The 18988-nt window shown below is 64.7% G+C and carries 22 protein-coding genes; 15 read left to right on the forward strand and 7 right to left on the reverse strand.

Annotated features, from left to right (window positions below; translation table 11 throughout):
- The first annotated feature begins 34 nt into the window (after positions 1 to 34).
- Genes cysS through ASD73_RS09755 form a run of 3 tightly spaced genes read left to right on the forward strand, consistent with a single transcriptional unit; the run spans position 35 to position 2827 of the window.
- A complete protein-coding gene (gene cysS, locus ASD73_RS09745; protein ID WP_056373446.1) occupies positions 35 to 1480 on the forward strand; it encodes a cysteine--tRNA ligase in 1446 nt (481 codons plus the stop codon).
- Between the two features lie 38 nt (positions 1481 to 1518).
- Positions 1519 to 1875 carry a hypothetical protein gene (locus ASD73_RS09750; RefSeq protein ID WP_056371862.1) on the forward strand — a complete coding sequence of 119 codons (357 nt, stop codon included), beginning with the start codon at positions 1519 to 1521 and terminating at the stop codon, positions 1873 to 1875.
- Between the two features lie 7 nt (positions 1876 to 1882).
- Positions 1883 to 2827 (forward strand): D-2-hydroxyacid dehydrogenase, encoded by a 945-nt coding sequence (locus tag ASD73_RS09755; protein ID WP_056371864.1) that lies wholly within the window; start codon positions 1883 to 1885, stop codon positions 2825 to 2827.
- Here the strand turns inward: ASD73_RS09755 and ASD73_RS09760 are convergent.
- The 7 genes from ASD73_RS09760 to pyk form a co-directional block, all read right to left on the reverse strand.
- The gene (locus tag ASD73_RS09760; protein WP_056371866.1) at positions 2824 to 3672 is read right to left on the reverse strand and encodes a metallophosphoesterase; all 849 of its coding nucleotides are present in this window, start codon (positions 3670 to 3672) and stop codon (positions 2824 to 2826) included. The genes ASD73_RS09755 and ASD73_RS09760 overlap by 4 nt on opposite strands.
- Before the next feature lie 43 nt (positions 3673 to 3715).
- Entirely contained in the window at positions 3716 to 5650 is a 1935-nt protein-coding gene (locus ASD73_RS09765) for a cytochrome c3 family protein (protein WP_056371868.1), read from the reverse strand.
- Between the two features lie 15 nt (positions 5651 to 5665).
- Entirely contained in the window at positions 5666 to 6547 is an 882-nt protein-coding gene (locus ASD73_RS09770) for a hypothetical protein (protein ID WP_056371869.1), read from the reverse strand.
- Positions 6547 to 8982 (reverse strand): cyclic nucleotide-binding domain-containing protein, encoded by a 2436-nt coding sequence (locus ASD73_RS09775; protein WP_056371871.1) that lies wholly within the window; start codon positions 8980 to 8982, stop codon positions 6547 to 6549. The genes ASD73_RS09770 and ASD73_RS09775 overlap by 1 nt, the downstream gene beginning before the upstream one ends.
- A 249-nt stretch (positions 8983 to 9231) precedes the next feature.
- Positions 9232 to 9627 carry a DUF3060 domain-containing protein gene (locus tag ASD73_RS09780; RefSeq protein WP_056376013.1) on the reverse strand — a complete coding sequence of 132 codons (396 nt, stop codon included), beginning with the start codon at positions 9625 to 9627 and terminating at the stop codon, positions 9232 to 9234.
- 85 nt (positions 9628 to 9712) lie between these two features.
- Positions 9713 to 10486, reverse strand: a complete 774-nt coding sequence (locus ASD73_RS09785) for an arginyltransferase (RefSeq protein ID WP_056371875.1) — start codon at positions 10484 to 10486, stop codon at positions 9713 to 9715.
- 198 nt (positions 10487 to 10684) lie between these two features.
- On the reverse strand, positions 10685 to 12139 hold the full coding sequence (gene pyk / locus ASD73_RS09790; RefSeq protein WP_056371878.1) for a pyruvate kinase: 1455 nt from the start codon (positions 12137 to 12139) through the stop codon (positions 10685 to 10687).
- A gap of 119 nt (positions 12140 to 12258) precedes the next feature.
- Here pyk and ASD73_RS09795 point away from each other — a divergent pair, with 119 nt between their 5' ends.
- The 12 genes from ASD73_RS09795 (at position 12259) to tolR (ending at position 18984) form a co-directional block, all read left to right on the forward strand.
- Positions 12259 to 12588: a DUF1244 domain-containing protein gene (locus ASD73_RS09795; RefSeq protein ID WP_056371879.1), complete on the forward strand. Its 330-nt coding sequence runs from the start codon at positions 12259 to 12261 to the stop codon at positions 12586 to 12588.
- 54 nt (positions 12589 to 12642) lie between these two features.
- A complete protein-coding gene (locus ASD73_RS09800; protein ID WP_037514655.1) occupies positions 12643 to 12885 on the forward strand; it encodes a DUF2312 domain-containing protein in 243 nt (80 codons plus the stop codon).
- Positions 12886 to 12908: 23 nt separating this feature from the next.
- Positions 12909 to 13229: a YbjQ family protein gene (locus ASD73_RS09805; RefSeq protein ID WP_037514654.1), complete on the forward strand. Its 321-nt coding sequence runs from the start codon at positions 12909 to 12911 to the stop codon at positions 13227 to 13229.
- Positions 13226 to 13717: an arsinothricin resistance N-acetyltransferase ArsN1 family B gene (locus tag ASD73_RS09810; RefSeq protein WP_156377345.1), complete on the forward strand. Its 492-nt coding sequence runs from the start codon at positions 13226 to 13228 to the stop codon at positions 13715 to 13717. Before ASD73_RS09805 ends, ASD73_RS09810 begins: the two co-directional genes overlap by 4 nt.
- Positions 13718 to 13776: 59 nt before the next feature.
- On the forward strand, positions 13777 to 14523 hold the full coding sequence (locus ASD73_RS09815; protein WP_056371881.1) for a YebC/PmpR family DNA-binding transcriptional regulator: 747 nt from the start codon (positions 13777 to 13779) through the stop codon (positions 14521 to 14523).
- Positions 14520 to 14993 (forward strand): crossover junction endodeoxyribonuclease RuvC, encoded by a 474-nt coding sequence (gene ruvC / locus ASD73_RS09820; RefSeq protein ID WP_056373450.1) that lies wholly within the window; start codon positions 14520 to 14522, stop codon positions 14991 to 14993. Before ASD73_RS09815 ends, ruvC begins: the two co-directional genes overlap by 4 nt.
- Positions 14994 to 15150: 157 nt before the next feature.
- Positions 15151 to 15753, forward strand: a complete 603-nt coding sequence (gene ruvA / locus ASD73_RS09825; protein WP_056371883.1) for a Holliday junction branch migration protein RuvA — start codon at positions 15151 to 15153, stop codon at positions 15751 to 15753.
- Positions 15750 to 16181 carry a GFA family protein gene (locus ASD73_RS09830; RefSeq protein ID WP_235534283.1) on the forward strand — a complete coding sequence of 144 codons (432 nt, stop codon included), beginning with the start codon at positions 15750 to 15752 and terminating at the stop codon, positions 16179 to 16181. The genes ruvA and ASD73_RS09830 overlap by 4 nt, the downstream gene beginning before the upstream one ends.
- On the forward strand, positions 16174 to 17202 hold the full coding sequence (gene ruvB, locus ASD73_RS09835; RefSeq protein WP_056371886.1) for a Holliday junction branch migration DNA helicase RuvB: 1029 nt from the start codon (positions 16174 to 16176) through the stop codon (positions 17200 to 17202). The genes ASD73_RS09830 and ruvB overlap by 8 nt, the downstream gene beginning before the upstream one ends.
- Before the next feature lie 101 nt (positions 17203 to 17303).
- A complete protein-coding gene (locus ASD73_RS09840) occupies positions 17304 to 17783 on the forward strand; it encodes a YbgC/FadM family acyl-CoA thioesterase (protein ID WP_056371888.1) in 480 nt (159 codons plus the stop codon).
- Entirely contained in the window at positions 17777 to 18475 is a 699-nt protein-coding gene (gene tolQ, locus ASD73_RS09845) for a protein TolQ (protein ID WP_056371890.1), read from the forward strand. Before ASD73_RS09840 ends, tolQ begins: the two co-directional genes overlap by 7 nt.
- The gene (tolR, locus tag ASD73_RS09850) at positions 18475 to 18984 is read left to right on the forward strand and encodes a protein TolR (protein WP_056371892.1); all 510 of its coding nucleotides are present in this window, start codon (positions 18475 to 18477) and stop codon (positions 18982 to 18984) included. The genes tolQ and tolR overlap by 1 nt, the downstream gene beginning before the upstream one ends.
- Positions 18985 to 18988: the final 4 nt, after the last annotated feature.

The following is an 18988-nucleotide window of genomic DNA, read 5'->3' on the forward strand; positions in this document are numbered from 1 at the left end:
ACGCCAGCGGGCGGAGCAAGGCATGGGCGCGGTTATGACCGACGCCCCTGCCTCCCCGCTCAAGCTGTTCAACAGCCTGACGCGCAGCCTCGAAGAGTTCGAGCCCGTCCACCCCGGCGAGGCCCGCGTCTATTCGTGCGGACCGACGGTCTATAACTATCCGCACATCGGCAACATGCGCGCCTATGTCTTCGCCGACACGCTCGGCCGCACGCTGTCGTACAAGGGGTACAAGCTGACCCACGTCATCAACATCACCGATGTCGGCCATCTGACCGACGACGCCGATGCGGGCGAGGACAAGCTGGAGAAGGCGGCCGCCGAGCGCGCGCAGTCGATCTGGGACATCGCGAAACATTATACCGAAGCTTATTGGGCCGACGTGAAGGCGCTCAATATCCGCCAGCCCGCGCACTGGTCGATCGCCACCGATTATGTTCCGGCGATGATCGAGTTCGCCAAGACGATCGCGGGCAAGCATTGCTACGAGCTCGAAGGCGGCCTCTATTTCGATACCACGACGGTCGCCGATTACGGCCGCCTCGCGCGCCACGGCACCGATGAGGGCGAGAGCCGGATCGATCCGGTCGATGGCAAGCGCCATCCGGCCGACTTCGCGATCTGGCGCAAGACGCCCGCGGGCGAGACGCGCCAGATGGAATGGGATTCGCCGTGGGGCCGCGGGGCGCCGGGCTGGCACCTCGAATGCTCGGTGATGTCCGAGGCTCTGCTCGGCTTCCCCTTCGACATCCACACCGGCGGCATCGACCACCGCGAGATCCACCATCCGAACGAGATCGCGCAGAACCAAGCGCACAGCTGCAGCGACGCCAGCGGCGCGCGCATCTGGATGCACAATAATTTCCTCGTCGACCGCAGCGGCAAGATGTCGAAGTCGAGCGGCGAGTTCCTTCGCGTCCAGCTGCTGATCGACAAGGGCTATCACCCCCTCGCCTATCGCCTGATGTGCCTGCAAGCGCATTATCGTAGCGAGCTGGAGTTCTCGTGGGACGGCCTTGGTGCGGCGCTGACGCGGCTCAAGCGGCTGGTGATGGCGGCCGCCCCGGCGCGCGATGCCGGACCGGCCGAACCGACCGACCGCCGGCTCACGGACCTGCAGGCAAAGTTCGACGCTGCAATGTCGGACGACCTCAATACGCCGGTGGCGCTCACGCTGCTCGAAGAAACGGCGGCGATGAAAAAGATCGACGCCGGCCAGAAGCGTGGAGCGCTCGCCGCGATGGATGCCGTGCTCGGCCTAAACCTGCTGACGACCGAACGCTCCGACCTGCGCGTCCGCCCGAAGACCGCGACCATCGGCGAGGACGAGATCGAAGCCACGCTGGCGCGCCGCAAGGAGGCCCGCGCGGCCAAGGACTTTGCCGCATCCGATGCGCTGCGCGACGAGCTCGTCGCGGCCGGGGTCGAAGTGATGGACGGCGACCCGATCGGATGGGACTGGCAACTGCAAGCCAATTAGAGGCTTGCGGCGGGCTTGCGCGATGCTAGCCTCGTTGCATGTCGCAACTGATCTGCTGGCTGCTCGTCGGCCTTGTCCACCTGATCCCGGCGCTGGCTTTGTTCCGGCCGGCGCTGATCACGCGGCTCTATGGTATCGCGCCGGACAGCCCGCTCTTCTTGCTGATGCACCACCGCGCCGCGCTGTTCTTCGCGGTGCTCGTCGCCTGCGTGTGGGCGGCCTTCGACCCCGGCGGGCGCAAGCTTGCGACGCTGCTCGCGGCGATCTCGATGCTCAGCTTCCTGTTTCTGTATCAGTCCTATGGGCGCCCCGCTGCGCTCGGCACCATCGCGCTCGTCGATCTCATCGGCCTCGTCCCGCTGGCGTGGGCGGGCTGGCACGCTTTTCAGCAGTAGGAAAATCATGACCAAGACCGTCACCGTCCTCTCGGGGCTTATCCGCCCGCTTGTCGAAAACCGGCTACCTGGCTGGGTCGAACCCAAATTCTTCGCATCGAAGGAAGAGGCGCTCGAACTCGCGCCGCAGGCCGAGATCGGCTGGTTCGACATGTACGACAAGAAGGACATGGCCGCGGTCATCACCGCCGCAACGCAGCTCAAATGGTTGAACTCCATCTATGCCGGGGTCGACGGCATGCCGCTCGACTTGCTGCGCGAACGCCGCACGGTGGTGACCAATGGTGCGGGGATCAACGCGATCACCATCGCCGAATATGTCGTGATGGGGATGCTGACCGTGGCCAAGGGTTACCGCGATGTCGTGCGCGCGCAGGAGCGCCGCGAGTGGCTGATGGATTCGCCGGGCAAGGTCGAGCTGTTCGGGTCGAAGGCGCTGCTGCTCGGCTATGGCGCGATCGGCAAGCTGATCGAGGAGCGGTTGAAGGCGTTCGCGGTTGACGTCACGATCGTGCGCCGCTCACCCGGCGCCAATACACTCACCCCCGACCAGTGGCGCGCGCAGATCGGCGAATTCGACTGGGTGATTCTCGCGGTGCCCGCGACCCCCGAAACCGACGGCATGATCGGCGCGGCGGAGCTCGCCGCGATGAAGTCGACCGCAACGCTCATCAACATCGCGCGCGGCAGCGTCGTCGATCAGGACGCGCTGGTCGCGGCGCTCGACGGCCAGCAGATCGCCTCGGCCTTCCTCGATGTCACGACGCCCGAACCGCTCCCCTCGGACGACCCGCTGTGGAGCCTCGACAACGCGCATATCACGATGCACCTGTCGGGCCGCGCGCAGGACAAGATGTTCATCCGCTCGGCGCAGCGCTTCCTCGAAAATCTCGATCGCTGGAAAAAGGGCGAGGCCGTCGAACCCCGGGTCGATTTGACGCTGGGCTATTAGCGCGGGCGTTCAGCCTTTAGTTCGCGCACCAGCGGCTGGAGCCGTTCGTCATATTTGGCGAGCATCGTATGCGCGCCGGCATGGTCGTAGAAGCTGACGAGTTCGCGCCCATTCCAGCGGTGAAGCGCATAAGAGGGATCTTCGGCGACGATCATCGGCCGGTCGTCGGGCTCGTTCTCATCGATGGGTCTCAGATCAAGCGAGACCTGCGGCGCGGTCGACGAACAGATTGCGATTGTGCGCCCCTCCCACGCAACGGTCACCGAGCGGTGGAGGTGGCCGCAGATCAACCCGCGAACCTGCGGGTGACGGCGTATCACGTCGGTGAAGACGGCGACCCACGGCTCGTCAGGGTCGGTATTCATCCACTCGATCCCGCTTTCGACCGGCGGATGGTGCATGACGATATAGGTCGGCTTGGCGCTGTCCTTCGCCAGTTCGGTGTCGAGCCATGCCGCGCGCTGCCCGCAAAAGGCGCCGCCGTGACGGCCTTCCTCGAGCGTGTCGATGGTAACGAGGCGCAGTTCGGGAAGTTCGATCGTATATTGGGCGAAACCGCTGCCGTCGTCGAAGCCAGGAAAGCGCGCGTGAAAATTATCGCGCAGGTCGTGATTACCGACGCTGGGCCACACCGGAAAGGGACAGCGCGAGAAGGCATTGGCGAGGCGGCGATAGCTGTCCTCGTCGCCGCGGTCGGTGAGGTCACCGGTGGCGAGCAACAGTTCAGGCCGGTTCGGGCCCTCGATCAGCACGTCGAGCACCTCGTCGAGGCGCTTGCGGTTATATTCGGCCGGATTGTCCGGATCGAACCCGATATGGATATCTGTGATCTGTGCGATCAGCATATCCGTCCCCTGCTCCCGCCGGTCTGGTCCGGCGACCCAATACCTATCCGCCCTGCCTTGCCGCGTGCAAGGAAGGTGTGCGCCATGTCACTTCGTAAAGGCCCCGCCCCCCGGTTCCTGTGATCACGCTCACACCATAGCTAGCACCAAGACGTTTATTTGTGATTGCGGCAGTGTTTTTCCTGCGCTGGCGTGGCGGCATCCACGGTTTGCCCCCGTCCGAATGATATTCGTGGCACATCGCGCACGGCGATTCGGTCGCGGTCTCGACCTTAACCAGCCGCGCCCCCGATTCGCCGACATGGCAGTCGCGGCACTGGCGCACGCCGGGGACGAGCAGGTCGGTCGACGCCTTCGACGCCGGCGCGGCGGTATGGCAATCGGCGCATTCGGTCTCGCGGTGCGCGTCGTGATCGAACCAGCCCTTTTGCAGATAGCGCGGCGTCTGGCTGACCGCCGCGACGCGCCAGCTGCTCCCCGCCCGCGGTGCAAAGATCGTGTGGCAGTCGTAGCACGCGCCGCCCTTCGAGAAGACGGCGCGCACCGCATCCTGCGCGCGGCTGGGCCGTGTCGCGACTTCGTTGAAATAGATGTTGTAGACCTGCCCCTCGGCATAGGCGCCCGGCCGCCGCCGCTGCATGCCGCCGAGCTGGAGCGGCCGCGTCGGAGGCGCCGAGCGATAATAAGCGGTGAGATCGGCGACCACCTGATCGGGCTCGCCGTGTCGCAAGGTGCGTGTCACCCCGCCGACGGTTTCGAAAGCCAAGCTGTGGCACATCGCGCAGTCGCGCTCCATCTCGACCGGCTTGACGCGCACCCCGTCGGCCTCGACGCGGTGGCAATTCTCGCATTCGAGCTTCTTGCCGAAATCATAACGGCCGCGGAAACTTGCCGCCATGCGCGCGACCCCGCCGGTCGCCTGCAAATGCATGTCGTGCGGGAATTTGAGGCCGTTATAATCGACCGTGCCCTTCGCCAGCGTAGTACGCACCAATTTCGCGCCAGGCGCCGAACGCACGAGCGGGCGGAATTCGGGATGGCTCGTTCCGAAATCGGCGGCGTCGGCGAGCGTCGTCGGATGGCCCGCGGTCTTCAATCGCGCCGACATGCCGTCGTGGCAATCGGCACAGAATTTCTGCGGCGTCGCCGGCATCGGCCCCGCGCCCTCATGCTCGGTATGGCAGTCGACACAGCGCCCCTGCGGTTTGTTGAAGGTCTTGGCAAAACCCGCGAGAATCTTCTCGCCAGCCCCCGGAGGATGGCGCGCGGCGAGCAGCATTGCGGATGGGGCACTAGCGTGCGCCATGCTCATCGCCTTGTGCTCGCCGGTGTGACAGCCGACGCACGCCTTGTCGGTCACCGCCACAAAGGGTTCGACATGACACGACTGGCAGTCGTTCTTCAGGCTCGCGTGCGCGCTCGACAGCGGCCCCGAGAGCCAGGCGCTGTCGGCGTGATAGCCGTCGGGGCGCTCGTTGACATTCTTGTAGCTGTACCACGCCCAGATCGGCCCGATCAGGAAGGCGAGCAGCATCAGCAGGCCGAACAGCCACGCCCCCATTCGCTTGCCGAGCATCACGCCCTGCAGCGAAAAGGCCTTCGCTTCGTCGACGTCCTTGGACGATTGCGACAGCTCGTCGATCCGCTCGACGAGCAGGATGACATTGTCGCCCTCGCGCGCGATCGTCAGCCGGTGGCCGCCGAAGCGCAACTCGCCGCCCGCACCGCTGTCGATATCGGCGGCCGTTGCGCTGCGACCGTTGAGATCGAAGCCCAGCCCCTCGTTCGCCGCGACGCGGACGTGGCGCCCGTCGGTGCTGCTGATCGTCGCATGATGCGGATTCACCGCCAGATCGGCGACGTGAATGATATTGCTGCCCTCGCGGCCGAGCGTGATGATGTCACCCGGCAGCGGTGTGTCGCGGATGATCTGCTTGCCCGTCTTCGTCGTCGAGATTCGGCGCAGGATGAAGCTCATGGTCCCCCTCCCGCCTTACCAGTAGAAGAAGACGCTGATGATGTGCGCCGACAGCGCCGCGATCAGCGCAAAGGTCAGCGGCACATGCACATAGAGCCAGATTTCGAGCAGAGCGCGGATCCTGAGATGCCGACGCAGGCGCGTCAGCGCCGCCTCCTTCTGCTTGAGCAGACCGACTACCTTCTCGCGTGCCTCGCAGTCGCCGCCGTTCGAGGCCGACAACGTGCGCAGCGCGGCAGCCGTGGCACAATTGGGATAGCGGCCCGAAAGTCGCGCCGCGACGCCGCCCGCGAACGGATCCTCGTCGAGCGCCGCGAGCACCGGCGCCGTATCGGCGGGCGTCAGCGGCTGCGCCGCGCTGTGCAGCTGACGATCGAAGGCACGGATCGCCTCGAGCATTTGCATCTGCGTCATCTCGTCGCGGTTGTTCGAGAGCGCGGCGGGCAGCGTCGCATAGACGATGACGCCGTAAAGACCCGACAGGATCACGAGCATCATCAGCGCCCACGCGAGCGTATGCACGTTCCAGCCGAGCTGGAATCCGGTGTGCCAGGTGCCGACGACGATCAGGCTGAGCCCGAGATAGACGTGCGCCGAGGTCCACGCCTTCAGCGACCAGTAGTCGCTCGTCATCTTGCGCTTGCGATAGCCAAGTGCCGTGAGCCACAGGATCAACGCCGCGCCGATCGTGCCCAGAGTATAGCCGTACCAGCTGCCGCCATTGTGCCGCGGCGTCACGTCGACCAGTGCGTAACTCACGATAATGAACAGGCAGAGCCCGCCTGAAATCTTGGCCCAGCGGAAGCCCGCATAGCGTAGGAAGCCCTCATGCCGCCGCTCGCGGACGCGCTCGGTCTGGGTCGCCTTGGTGCGACGGCGCGGGAAGAGGCTTGCCATCAGTCGGCGTCTTCCTGAAGCCGCGCGATGGAGAGGAATTCCTCGGGCGAAACGCGGATCGCGGCGCCCGTGGGGCAGGCGCGCACGCACGCCGGCCCGCCCGAAATGCCTTTGCACATATCGCACTTCACCGCGATCTTCTTGGGCTTCTCGTCGCCCAATTGCTTCTTGGTCCATTTGGGTGACGGTTCGCCCGGCCCTGGGCCGAAACCGGTGAGCAGCCAGCGTAGCAGGCTCGGCTTCTCAGGCGGCGCTGCTTCCATGCGGATCACGCCATAGGGGCAGTTACGCATGCAGTTGCCACAGCCGATGCAGCCGGGTTCCATGAACACTTCGCCGTCGGGACCGCGGTGGATGACGTTCGGCGGGCAATCGGCCATGCAGTGCGGATGCTCGCAGTGGCGACAGCTCGTCGGTACATGCAGATGGGCGAAGGTCTTGCCCGCCTCGCGGTCGAGCCGCGACAGGCCTTCGTGGCTGTCGGCGCACGCTTTCTCGCAATTGTCGCAGCCGACGCACAGATTCTCGTCGATCAGCAGCGCGTCGGTCGCCTCGCCCAGCCCTTCCTTCATGATGAAGCTGGCGGTGTCAGAGTAGAGGTCGACCGCGCTCGAATAGCTCGCCTTGCGCGATTCGATGAAGCTGTTCATCGCCGCGCGTTCGGCGACCGCGGCCTCGGTCGCCTCGCGTACCTGCGGCCGCTTGGCGAGCATCGCCTTGAACTGCTCGCCTTTCAGCCGGATCACTTCGCTCGCGACCGCGGCCTTGACCGTCGCATTGCGCTTCTCTCCGCTGAGCACCGCCATTTCACCGAAGAAGCTGCCCGCGGGCAGATAGCGCAGGAAGATCGGTTTGCCGCCGATGTCCTTTTCGACCACCATCGAACCCGACCGGATGACATAGACGTCGTCGCCCTCGTCGCCCTCGGCGAGCACGACCTTGCCCGCGGGCACGCGTTCGATGGCGGGGTCTTCGACGATCGGTTCGAGATCCTCCACCGTCAGCCCGCCTTTGAATATCTGGAGCAACTGGCGTTCGAGCGAGATGCGGTTGATGACGCGCTTCGCCCCCGGAACCGCCGCCATCAGCTTGAGCGCCGCGGTACGCGATACCTCGACAAAGATGCTGTCCTCGCCCGCGCGGATCGTCGCGCCGCGCTTTCGACCCGAGATCAGCCCGACCTCGCCAAAGATCGACCCCTGTTCGATCGACACGGTGACGGATGGGCCGACCTCGACTTCGGCAAATCCGTCGGCGATCGCGAACAGCGACGACCCCGGCTCGCCCTTTTCGAACACGACATCGCCTTTGCGATAAAAGGCGACCTTCGAATCGAGCATGAATTCACGCATCTGGAGCGGCGAGACGTCGGCGAAGATGCGGATGCGCGTGCGCAGATATTCGAGCCATTCGCTGACCGATTTTTGCTGCGGCAGCCCCGCAAAGATCGCCGCCAGATCCTTTTCGTCGGCGGGGGTCAGCGCCTTGTTGCCGTTGAGGAATTCTACGACGTCATAGCCCTGATTCATGCAATGCTTAATCAGCGGATAACCCGCGAGTGCGCCGATGACATAGATGCCGGGCACCGTCGTCTCGAAGGTCGGCGACAATTTGGGAAAAGCCTCGCGGTCAGGGCCGGTGAACTCGATCCCCATCGATTCGACGAAGCCGCGCGGCGCGACCGAGCCCAGGCGCGCGACGATGACGTCGCATTCGATCCGCTCCTCGCCTGTTGGGGTTTCGAGCGTCAGCCAGCCCGGCTCTACCTTCTTCGGCTGCGTCTCGGTGCGGATCGACATGAAGCCATTCTCGCCGGCCTCGGTCATGTCGGAGACATTCTTCGCCTTGGCGCGCGCGAAATCTTTCGAGCGGTTGAGGATGGTGACGGTATTTTCGAGCGCTTCCTCGGCGACGCCGAGCGCATTTTCGATCCCCGCGTCGCCCGAACCAACGACGGTGATATGCCTGTCCTTGAAATCCTCGGGATCGTCGACCTGATAGATGATGTGCGGCAGGTCGGCGCCCTCGCAGCGCATCCGGTTCGGATTGCCCTGCGTCCCGATCGCCAGCACGATATTCTCTGCCGTATAGACATCGCCCTTCGCCGTCTTGATAGCGAATGCGCCCTTCGCGCCGGTCACTTCGGCGACCTCGGCGTGATAGGCGACATTCACCTTGTTGTTCGCCGCGTCCTCGTCCCAATTGCCGAGGATATATTCGCGCGCGCCCTCAGCGAAGCGGCAGTCGGAGCGGAGGTCGAGCCGCTCGGGGGTCGCGAGCACGCGCTTGCCCTTCTGATATTTGAAGATCGTGTCCGACAGATGGTCGGTCTTTTCGAGCAGGATGTGGCTGAGCCCAAGCTGCGCGGCGCGCGAGGCGGCGCTGAGCCCCGCGGGGCCCGACCCGATGATCGCAACCTTGACCGGCTCGCTCATGCGCGCGCCATCCGGCGAATACCGTTACCCCGGTCGCTGGCCGTGATGCTGACGAAATCGCGCACGGGCATCCTTTTCCCCCTGTCGCCAGCCCCCCGGCGAATTCATAACGGATGCGACCCGGACTAATGTCCTGGACGCAAAGCTATGCCCTTGAAAGCGAGGAAAGGTCAACCGGAAGCGGCGAGAAACTGGCCTTTGCGAGACGTTCGCAACTCCGCGGATTCGTGGGGGTCGGCGCCTCTTTCGCTAACGCAAAGGTCGCACCTGATTATCGACGCCCTGCACCGAAATACGCGGCTTGCCCTTCCCGCGGACCTGCCAGGTCACGACATTGTCAACGCCCGAAACGCGAAGGTCGGCGCCGGGTGACAGGAGGATGCCGATCCGGTTGTCGACCCCATTAACCGTCAGGCTGGGGCAGTCGCCGACAAAGTTGATGCGATTGCCCGAACCCGACACTTCCGCCGGGAGCCCCTGGCAATCGACCTCGTTCGCCTGATCAACGCCATTGATCGACGCGCCATCACGCGTTCCTGTACCCTGTCGCGGCTGCGCCGAGAGCGGCACCGCGGCAAGCATGAGACTGATAGTGAGGGCAGGAAACAGGAATTTCACGGCGCCATGATGTCGGAACAAAGCCATCTCCTCTGTTCCCCGCCCCAAAATTCCCTTCGCATTCAATGGCGCGCAAATGGCGCCGCGTCAACGGAACGGACCCTACCGACGATCAGGCGAGCTCGAACATCGCAGCGATACGTTCGGACTGGGTCGGCTCGAAGCGCGCCCAGCCATCGGGGCCGAGCCTTTCGAGCGGACGGAAGCGCGCCTTGTACGCCATGCGCGCCGACCCTTCGATCCAATAGCCGAGATAGACATAGGGCAGCCCCGCCCGCGCCGCGCGCTGGACATGGTCGGCGATGATATAGGTGCCAAGCCCCTCGCGCATCGGATGTGCCGCATCGAAGAAGCTGTAGATCATCGACAGCCCGTCGCCCTGCCGGTCGGTCAGGCAACAACCGACAAGGCGCCCCTTGCCACCATCCGCCGCCGGTTCGCGATATTCGATCATATAGGAATCGACCGGGGTCTGCTCGACCATGTCGGCGAAATCCTGCTCGTCCATATCGGCCATGCCGCCATCGGGATGGCGCGACCCCAGATAGGAGCGCAGCAGCGCATATTGCTCTTCGGTCGCCCACGGCTTGCACGCCGTCGCGACGAGATCGCCGTTGCGGCGCAAGTTGCGCTTCTGCGAGCTGCTCGGCGTGAACTCGCCCGCGCAGACGCGTACCGATACGCAGGCCGAGCAATCGGCGCAGCTCGGGCGATAGGCGACCGACTGGCTGCGGCGGAAGCCGATGCGGCCGAGCGCGTCGTTCAGCTCGTTCGCCGAGTTGCCGCTGAGCTCGGTGAACACCTTGCGCTCGGTCTTGCCCGCCAGATAGGGACAGGGCGCCGGGCTGGTGACAAAAAAGCGCGGAAAACGGAACGGTGCGGACACGCGGGAAAACCTCCGGACTGGCGAATGCGGAGCCCCCCGACGCGGGTCCGACGCGCTACATCCACCAACTATGCCAAGCGGCGTCAATGGTGCAAAGTCCATTTACCATTTTTAAACGTCCCGTTCTGAATCACGTCGAAAATTTTGTGAATCAGCCGGTAACTTATGTGCCGATTTGAATCGACTAGCGCCCGAATCCTAACTGTAGCCGCGCAACTCGTCGCCGGTCAGCGTCGCCACATGCAGCACGTTGGTCGATCCCGGGGTGCCGAACGGAACCCCCGCCATCATCACCAGCTTCGCGCCCGCCTTGCAGATCCCATGACGCAGCGCCATGCGCTTGCCCTTGGCGATCATCTCTTCAAAGCTGCCGATATCCTTGGTCGGCACGGCGTGCGCGCCCCAGAGCAGGCCCATCCGCCGCGCTGCTTCCTTCTTCGGGGTCAGGACGAGCAAAGGTGCGCCCGGCCGCTCGCGCGCGACACGGCGCGCGGTCGAGCCCGACGCGGTGAAACAGATGATCGCATCGGCGGCGATCGTCGTGATAATACTGCCCGCCGCTTCGGCGAGCGCGTCGGCGGTCGTCGCGTCTGGCGCGGTCTCGGTGAAATGCAGGCGGCGAAAATAGTCGGGGTCGCTTTCGACCGAGCGCGCGATCGAATCCATCATCGTCACCGCCTCGACCGGGAAGGCCCCCGCCGCGGTTTCGGCCGACAGCATGATTGCGTCGGCACCATCGTAAACAGCGGTCGCGACGTCGGATACTTCGGCGCGCGTCGGCGACGGCGAGACGATCATAGATTCGAGCATCTGCGTTGCGACGACGACGGGCTTGCCCATGCGGCGTGCGGTGGCGACGATCTTTTTCTGCAGCGGCGGCACCGCCTCGGGCGGCAGTTCAACGCCCAGGTCGCCGCGCGCGACCATCGCCGCGTCGGCGAGTTCGAGAATTTCCTCGATCCGCTGCACGCCCGACGGCTTCTCGAACTTGACGAGCAAGGCCGCCTTGCCGCCGATCAGCGTGCGCGCCTCGGCGACGTCCTCGGGGCGCTGCACGAACGACAGCGCGATCCAGTCGACATGCTGTTCGAGCGCGAAGGTCAAATCCTTGCGGTCCTTTTCGGTCAGCGCCGCGAGCGGCACGACGACATCGGGAACATTGACGCCCTTGCGGTCCGAAATCTTGCCGCCGACTTCGACCACCGTTTCGATCTTGTCCGGCGCAACGCTCTTCACGCGCAGCACCAGCTTGCCGTCGTCGATCAGCAGGCGCGTGCCGGCTTCAAGCGCCGCGAACAATTCGGGGTGCGGCAGGTAAACGCGCGTCGCATCACCCGGCGTCTTGTCGGTATCGAGAGCGAAGCTCTTGCCGTTCACCAACTCGGCCGGGCCGTCCTTGAAGGTGCCGACGCGCAGTTTCGGGCCCTGCAGGTCGACAAGGATCGTCGTCGGGCGTCCGGTGTCCTTTTCGAGCGCGCGGATCGCCGCGATAACCTTTGCATGACCCGCATGGTCGCCGTGGCTCATGTTGACGCGAAACGCATCGGCGCCGGCGCGGTGCAGCGCGGCGATCATCTCGGGGTTGGCGCTCGCGGGGCCAAGGGTCGCCAGGATGCGCACCTTGCGCTGGCGGGGAATAAAATTCTGGACCACAAAAGCTCCGATAACAGGGGGGACGCTAGGGCAATGCCGGCTTGCTGATGATGGCAATGCCGCCTTGATGATAGGAAGGCAACCGCCGTATAGCTATTCAATCATTCAACGGAGGAACCATGTCCTGCAGCGACGATCAGACCACCGGTAATGAGGCGCTCGACAGCCTTGACGATGCGGTCGCCGCCGCGGCCTTCCGCCGCCTCGTCCGCCTGCTCCAGCATCGCAGCGACGCCGCGAACATCGATTTGATGGGCCTCGCCGGATTTTGCCGCAACTGCCTCGGCGACTGGATTGCCGAGGCGGGCGACATGGACAAGGAGGCAGGCCGCGCGATCGTGCACGGCATGCCGACCGCGGAGTGGAAAGCGCGGCATCATACCGCCGCGACGCCCGAACAGCTCGCGCGGATGGAAGAAAGCATGGCCAAAAATCCCGGAGCCGATTAGGGACGCGCCAGGCGCGATTCTCGCGCCGCATCATCCCAATCACCGGAGCCAAAAATGAGCGAAGCCACCGTATCCGACGAACAACTGCGCCTTTTCATCGAGCGCATCGAGCGTCTGGAAGAAGAGAAAAAGGGCATCGCCGACGACATCCGCGACACCTATAATGAATCGAAATCGCAGGGTTACGATCCGAAAATCATGCGCCAGATCGTTCGCCTGCGCAAATTGCCGGTCCACGACCGCAAGGAAATGGAAGCGATCCTCGACGTCTATAAGTCAGCGCTCGGAATCGACTGACGCCCCCAGCCAGGAGAGTGACGATGTTCAGCACCACCACCAATAATGTCGAGGGCCGTCCGGTCCGCGAATATCTGGGCATCGTCACCGGCGAGGTGATCGTCGGCGCCAATCTGTTCCGCGACCTGTTCGCCAGCATCACCGACATCGTCGGCGGCCGCTCGGGCAAATATGAGGACGTCCTCGCCCGCGCGCGCAAAGAGGCGATCGGCGAAATGGAAGCCGAGGCCGCGCGCCTCGGCGGCAATGCGGTGATCGGCGTCGACCTCGACTATGAAGTGCTCGGGCAGAATGGCTCGATGCTGATGGTCAGCGCGTCGGGGACGGCGGTGACGCTGGCGTGAGCGCCGACATCCGCCCGGCGACCTTAACCGACGCGGCGCGATGTGCCGAGATTTACGCGCCCTACGTCACGGACAATTGGGTCAGTTTCGAATGCGATCCGCCCGATGCCGTGGAAATGGCGCGCCGGATAGAGAATTATGGTGCGAGTCATGGCTGGCTGGTCGCGGAGGTCCAAGGCGAAATTGCCGGATACGCCTATGGCTCCCCTCACCGCACGCGCGAAGCCTATGCAACCTCGGCAGATGTCGCGGTCTACCTTGATGTGACCTTTGCACGTTCCGGAGTTGGACGGCGGCTTTACGAGGCGCTGTTTCCGATTTTGGCCCATCGCAATATCCACGCCATCTTTGCCGGGATTGCCTTACCGAATGACGCCAGCATCGGCTTGCATGAGGCGATGGGCTTCACGCCGATCGGTATCTACCGCGAGGTCGGCTGGAAAATGGGCGGCTGGCGCGATGTCGGGTGGTGGCAGCGGTTGCTTTGACATTCGGTCCTGATGTAAGCGCGCGCTTCCAGTTCCTTCCAGCCGAAAAGAAGAGAGCCATGGCCGGCCATAGCAAATTCAAAAACATCATGCACCGCAAGGGTGCGCAGGACAAAAAACGCAGCTCGCTGTTTTCGAAGCTTTCGCGCGAAATCACTGTCGCGGCGAAGATGGGCCTGCCCGATCCCGACGCGAATGCCCGCCTGCGCGCCGCGATCAACGCCGCCAAGGCGCAATCGGTGCCCAAGGACAATATCCAGCGCTCGATCGACAAGGCCGCCGGCGGCGAAGGCGATAATTACGAGGAAATCCGCTACGAAGGCTATGGCCCCGGCGGCGTGTCGCTGATCGTCGAGGCACTGACCGACAACCGCAACCGCACCGCGACCAACGTCCGCACCGCCTTCTCGAAAAACGGCGGCAACCTCGGCACCAGCGGCAGCGTCAGCCACGGTTTCGACCGGCTCGGCATGATCAGCTATGCTGCCAAGGCCGGCGACGCCGACACGGTGTTCGAAGCCGCGCTCGACGCCGGCGCCGACGATGTCGAATCGTCCGAGGACGGCCATGACATCTGGACCAGCGTCGACAGCCTGCACGAAGTCGCGAAAGCGCTCGAAGCCAAGCTGGGCGAGGCCGAAGGCGTGAAGCTCGCCTGGCGCCCGACGCTGAAAAGCGAAGTCACCGATGAAGCGACCGCGCAGACTTTGTTCAAGCTGATCGACACGCTCGACGATGACGACGACGTCCAGACCGTATGGGGCAATTACGAAATCCCCGACGCGGTGATGGAGAAGCTCGGCTGATCATCCTCGGCCTCGATCCCTCGCTCAGCTGCACCGGCTGGGGCGTCATCCGCGTCGAGGGCAGCCGGATCAGCCACATCGCCAACGGGCAGGTGAAGACCGACGCCAAGGCGTCCCTGCCCGACCGGCTCGCGCATCTCGACACCGTGCTCGCGGCGGTGATCGCCGACCATACGCCGATGTGCGCCGCGGTCGAAGAGGTCTTCGTCAACGACAACCCGCAATCGACGCTCAAGCTCGCGCACGCGCGCGGCGTCGTCCTGCTCGGCTGCGCACGCGGCGGGCTGGCGGTCGCCGAATATGCGCCGCGGCTGGTCAAGAAGGCGATCGTCGGCACCGGCGGCGCGGCGAAGGAGCAGGTGCAGGCAATGCTGCGTGTGCTGCTCCCCGGCGCCAAGGTCTCCGGCGCCGACGCGGCGGATGCGCTGGCGGTCGCGATCTGCCATGCGAACCATCGGCCGCGGCACTGATATTTCGTCACCCCGGACTTGATCCGGGGTCCACGCGGTCATGGATGCCGGACCGAGTCCGGCATGACGAAATATGGAGTGAGTTCGGCGAGGGAGTGAGTTCGGCGAGGAGGGGAAATTGATTCCCTTTTCGTTCTCCCCGCGTTAGGCACGGGGCATGATCGCAAAACTGACAGGGCGGCTGGATTCGAGCGGCGCAGGCCATGCGGTGATCGACGTCGGCGGCGTCGGTTATCTCGTCGAAGCATCGGCGCGCACGCTCGACGCTTTGGGCCCGGTTGGCGGCGACGTCACCATCCACACCGAAATGCTCGTCGGCGAAGATTTCCTCCGCCTGCTCGGCTTTGCCAAGGCCGAGGAACGCGACTGGTTCCGCCTGCTCACCAGCGTCCAGGGCGTCGGCGCCAAGGTCGCGCTCGCGATCCTCTCGGCGCTCGAGATCGGCGACCTGCAACGCGCGCTCGCGAGCGGCGACAGCGCGATGATCGCGCGCGCCAACGGCGTCGGACCGAAGCTCGCTCAGCGGATTACGCATGAACTGAAGGACAAGGCGGGTGCGCTGGGCGGGATTTCGGGCGGCGGGTCGGCGTCGCTGTCCGTTGCCCCCGGCCCTCTCGCCGACGCCGTGACCGCCCTCACCGGTCTCGGCTTTAAGCCCGGCGAAGCGAGCGCCGCGGTAGCTGCCGCGAACGAGGAATTGGGAGCGGGTGCCGGTCTGGATGCGTTGGTTCGGACAGCGCTCAAGAAAGCAGCGAAGTGACCGATCGCGTCTGCGAAGTGACCGATCGCGTCTGCAATGCCGCCTGCCGCTGCGGCCAGGTCCGCATCGCCTGCACCGGCGAACCGATCCGCGTGTCGGTGTGCCATTGCCGCGAGTGCAAGGCGCGGAGCGGGAGCGCCTTTGCCGCGCAGGTTCGCTTCCCGGCCGAGCGGGTTCGCATCGAGGGCGAGGCGAATGCGAAGATGTGGCAATATACCGGCGACAGCGGCAACACCGCCGACTTCTTCTTTTGCGGCACCTGCGGCTCGGGCGTCTGGTACCGGGCGCGGCCCTATCACGAAGCCTATGCGATACCGCTCGGGAATTTCGAGCCCGGCCATGGTTTTGTGCCCGATTATTCGGTTTATGAGGAGCGCAAGGAGCCTTGGGTTTCGATCATTGGCGATGCAATAGAGCATTATGACTGAGCCCGACCTCACCACCCCGATCCGCATCCCCGAAGATGCCGACGCCGCGCTGCGGCCGAAGACGCTCGCCGAGTTCGTCGGACAGGCGGCGGCGCGTGAAAACCTCCGTATCTTTATCGAAGCGGCGAAGTCGCGGGCGGACGCACTCGACCATGTGCTTTTTTATGGCCCGCCGGGGCTCGGCAAGACGACGCTGGCGCAGATCGTCGCGCGCGAACTCGGCGTCGGTTTCCGTTCGACCAGCGGGCCGGTGATCGCAAAGGCGGGCGACCTTGCCGCGCTGCTCACCAATCTCGAGGATGGCGACGTGCTGTTCATCGACGAAATCCACCGTCTGTCGCCGGCGGTCGAGGAAATCCTCTATCCCGCGATGGAGGATCGCGCGCTCGACATCATGATCGGCGAGGGCCCGTCGGCGCGGTCGGTGCGGATCGATTTGCCGAAGTTCACGCTGGTCGGCGCGACGACGCGGCAGGGCCTGCTGACCACCCCGCTGCGCGACCGCTTCGGCATTCCGGTGCGGCTCAATTTCTATACGCATGGCGAGCTCGAGCAGGTCATCACGCGCGCCGCACGCCTGCTGGCATTACCGATCGCGTCCGATGGCGCGCTGGAGATTGCGAAACGCTCGCGCGGGACACCGCGCATCGCCGGACGGCTGCTGCGCCGGGTGCGCGATTTCGCGACCGTTGCCGGCCACCCGATCGTCGATGCGAAAGCGGCCGATGCGGCACTCAACCGGCTCGAAGTCGACGCGCTCGGGCTCGACGCGATGGACCGGCGGTACCTGACGATGATCGCCGATATTTATCGCGGCGGGCCGGTCGGGGTCGAGACGATGGCGGCGGGACTATCCGAACCGCGCGACACGATCGAGGATGTCATCGAGCCCTATCTGCTGCAGGTCGGCCTGATCGCGCGCACCGCGCGCGGACGCATGCTCAACGCGAGCGCGTGGAAGCATCTCGGGCTCAATCCGCCAGCGGGTTCGCAGGACGGACTTTTCGATCAAGGAAAATAGACGGATTTCCGCGGCTTTCATTCCACCAACCGGCCCCGATCTGCGACGAACCGTTCAAGAGGGGTTTGCGACGAGTCGTTGCGAGGCTATCGGTTGGGATAATGGTAAACGTCCCGCCCCCTTTCATCCCCGGCGCCTTTGTCGGGGCTGAGCATCATTTCCGGGCACGCGTGTACTTCGAGGACACCGACCTGTCGGGCATCGTCTATCATGCCAATTACCTGCGCTATATGGAGCGCGCCCGCTCGGATATGTTGCGGATCGCGGGCATCGACCAGCGCGCCGCGATGGACGCGGGCGAAGGCAGTTGGGCCGTCACCGACCTCGCCATCAAATATCGCCGTCCGGCGAAGCTCGACGACGATCTGCTCGTGGTGAGCACGGTCGAGGCGGTGCGCGGCGCGAGCGTGGTTATTTCGCAGCGCATCCTTCGCGGAACTGACACGTTAAGCGGCGAGACATTGACCGACGGGCAAGTCACCGCAGCCTTCCTGTCGCCCGAAGGCCGGCCGCGCCGCCAGCCTGCTGGGTGGGCCGACCGATTTACCGCCATCATGAATGGAGAGACTTTCCCTTGCTAGACAATATCTCGCTGGCCGCCGACGCGGCGACCTTGTCCCCCGTCGCGCTGTTCCTGCAGGCCGATATCATCGTGAAGGCGGTGATGATCGGGCTGCTCGCCGCGTCGATCTATGTCTGGGCGGTGATCTTCACGCACGGCCGGAGCGTCAGCAAATTGATGAGCGCGTCCGAGCGCTTCGAGCGCGATTTCTGGCGCGCCGACAATATCGACAAATTCTTCGACAAAAACGGCAGCGAGGAATTGCCGAGCGCGAAGGTGCTCGGCGCCGGGATCAGCGAATGGCGCCGGTCGACCAAGACCAAGAATGTCGACCGCGACGGTACGCGCGAGCGCCTCGGCATCGCGATGAACAGCGCGGTCGCGGGCGAAGTCGACCGGCTCGCCGAAAAGATCGGCACGCTGGCCACCATCGGCTCGGTCGCGCCTTTCGTCGGGTTGTTCGGCACCGTGTGGGGCATCATGCGCAGCTTCACCGCGATTGCCGCGGAGAACAACAGCAGCTTGGCCGTCGTCGCACCCGGCATCGCCGAGGCTTTGTTCGCGACCGCGATCGGCCTGTTCGCCGCAATCCCCGCCGTTATCGCGTACAACGCCTTTTCCCAGCGACTGAACCGGCTTGAATCGCGCCTCGGCCGCTTCGCCGACGGGCTGCACGCGACGTTCAGCCGCGAACTCGAGGTTGAAGCCTGATGGCGATGAGCGGTCCCTCCGGCGGCATCGGCGAACGGCGTGGACGTGGCCATCGCCGCGCGCCGATGGCTGAAATCAACGTCACCCCGCTCGTCGACGTGATGCTCGTGCTGCTGATCATCTTCATGATCACCGCGCCCTTGCTCGCCTCCGCCGTGCCGATCGACCTGCCCGAAAGCCGCGCGAAGCCGGTCGAGACCGAAGACAAAGAACCTGTACAGCTGTCGATCAACGCCGACGACACGCTCTATATCGGCGAAGAGGTCGTGCCTGAGGCGGAACTGCCCGCGCGGCTCGACGCGATCGCGCGCGAGAATGAGGGGCAGGACAAGCCGCGCCAGATCATGCTGCGCGCCGACAAGGGGCTCGACTATGGCCGCGTGATGCGCGTCATGGGCGAACTCAACCGCGCCGGCCTGACGCGCATTTCGCTGGTGACGACGGGATCGGAGGGCGCCGCCGACAGCGAGCCCGCCGCGGTCACCGACGGTTCAGAAACACGGCCCTAGGCTA

Source organism: Sphingopyxis sp. Root154 (genome assembly GCF_001427105.1).
Lineage (GTDB): Bacteria > Pseudomonadota > Alphaproteobacteria > Sphingomonadales > Sphingomonadaceae > Sphingopyxis.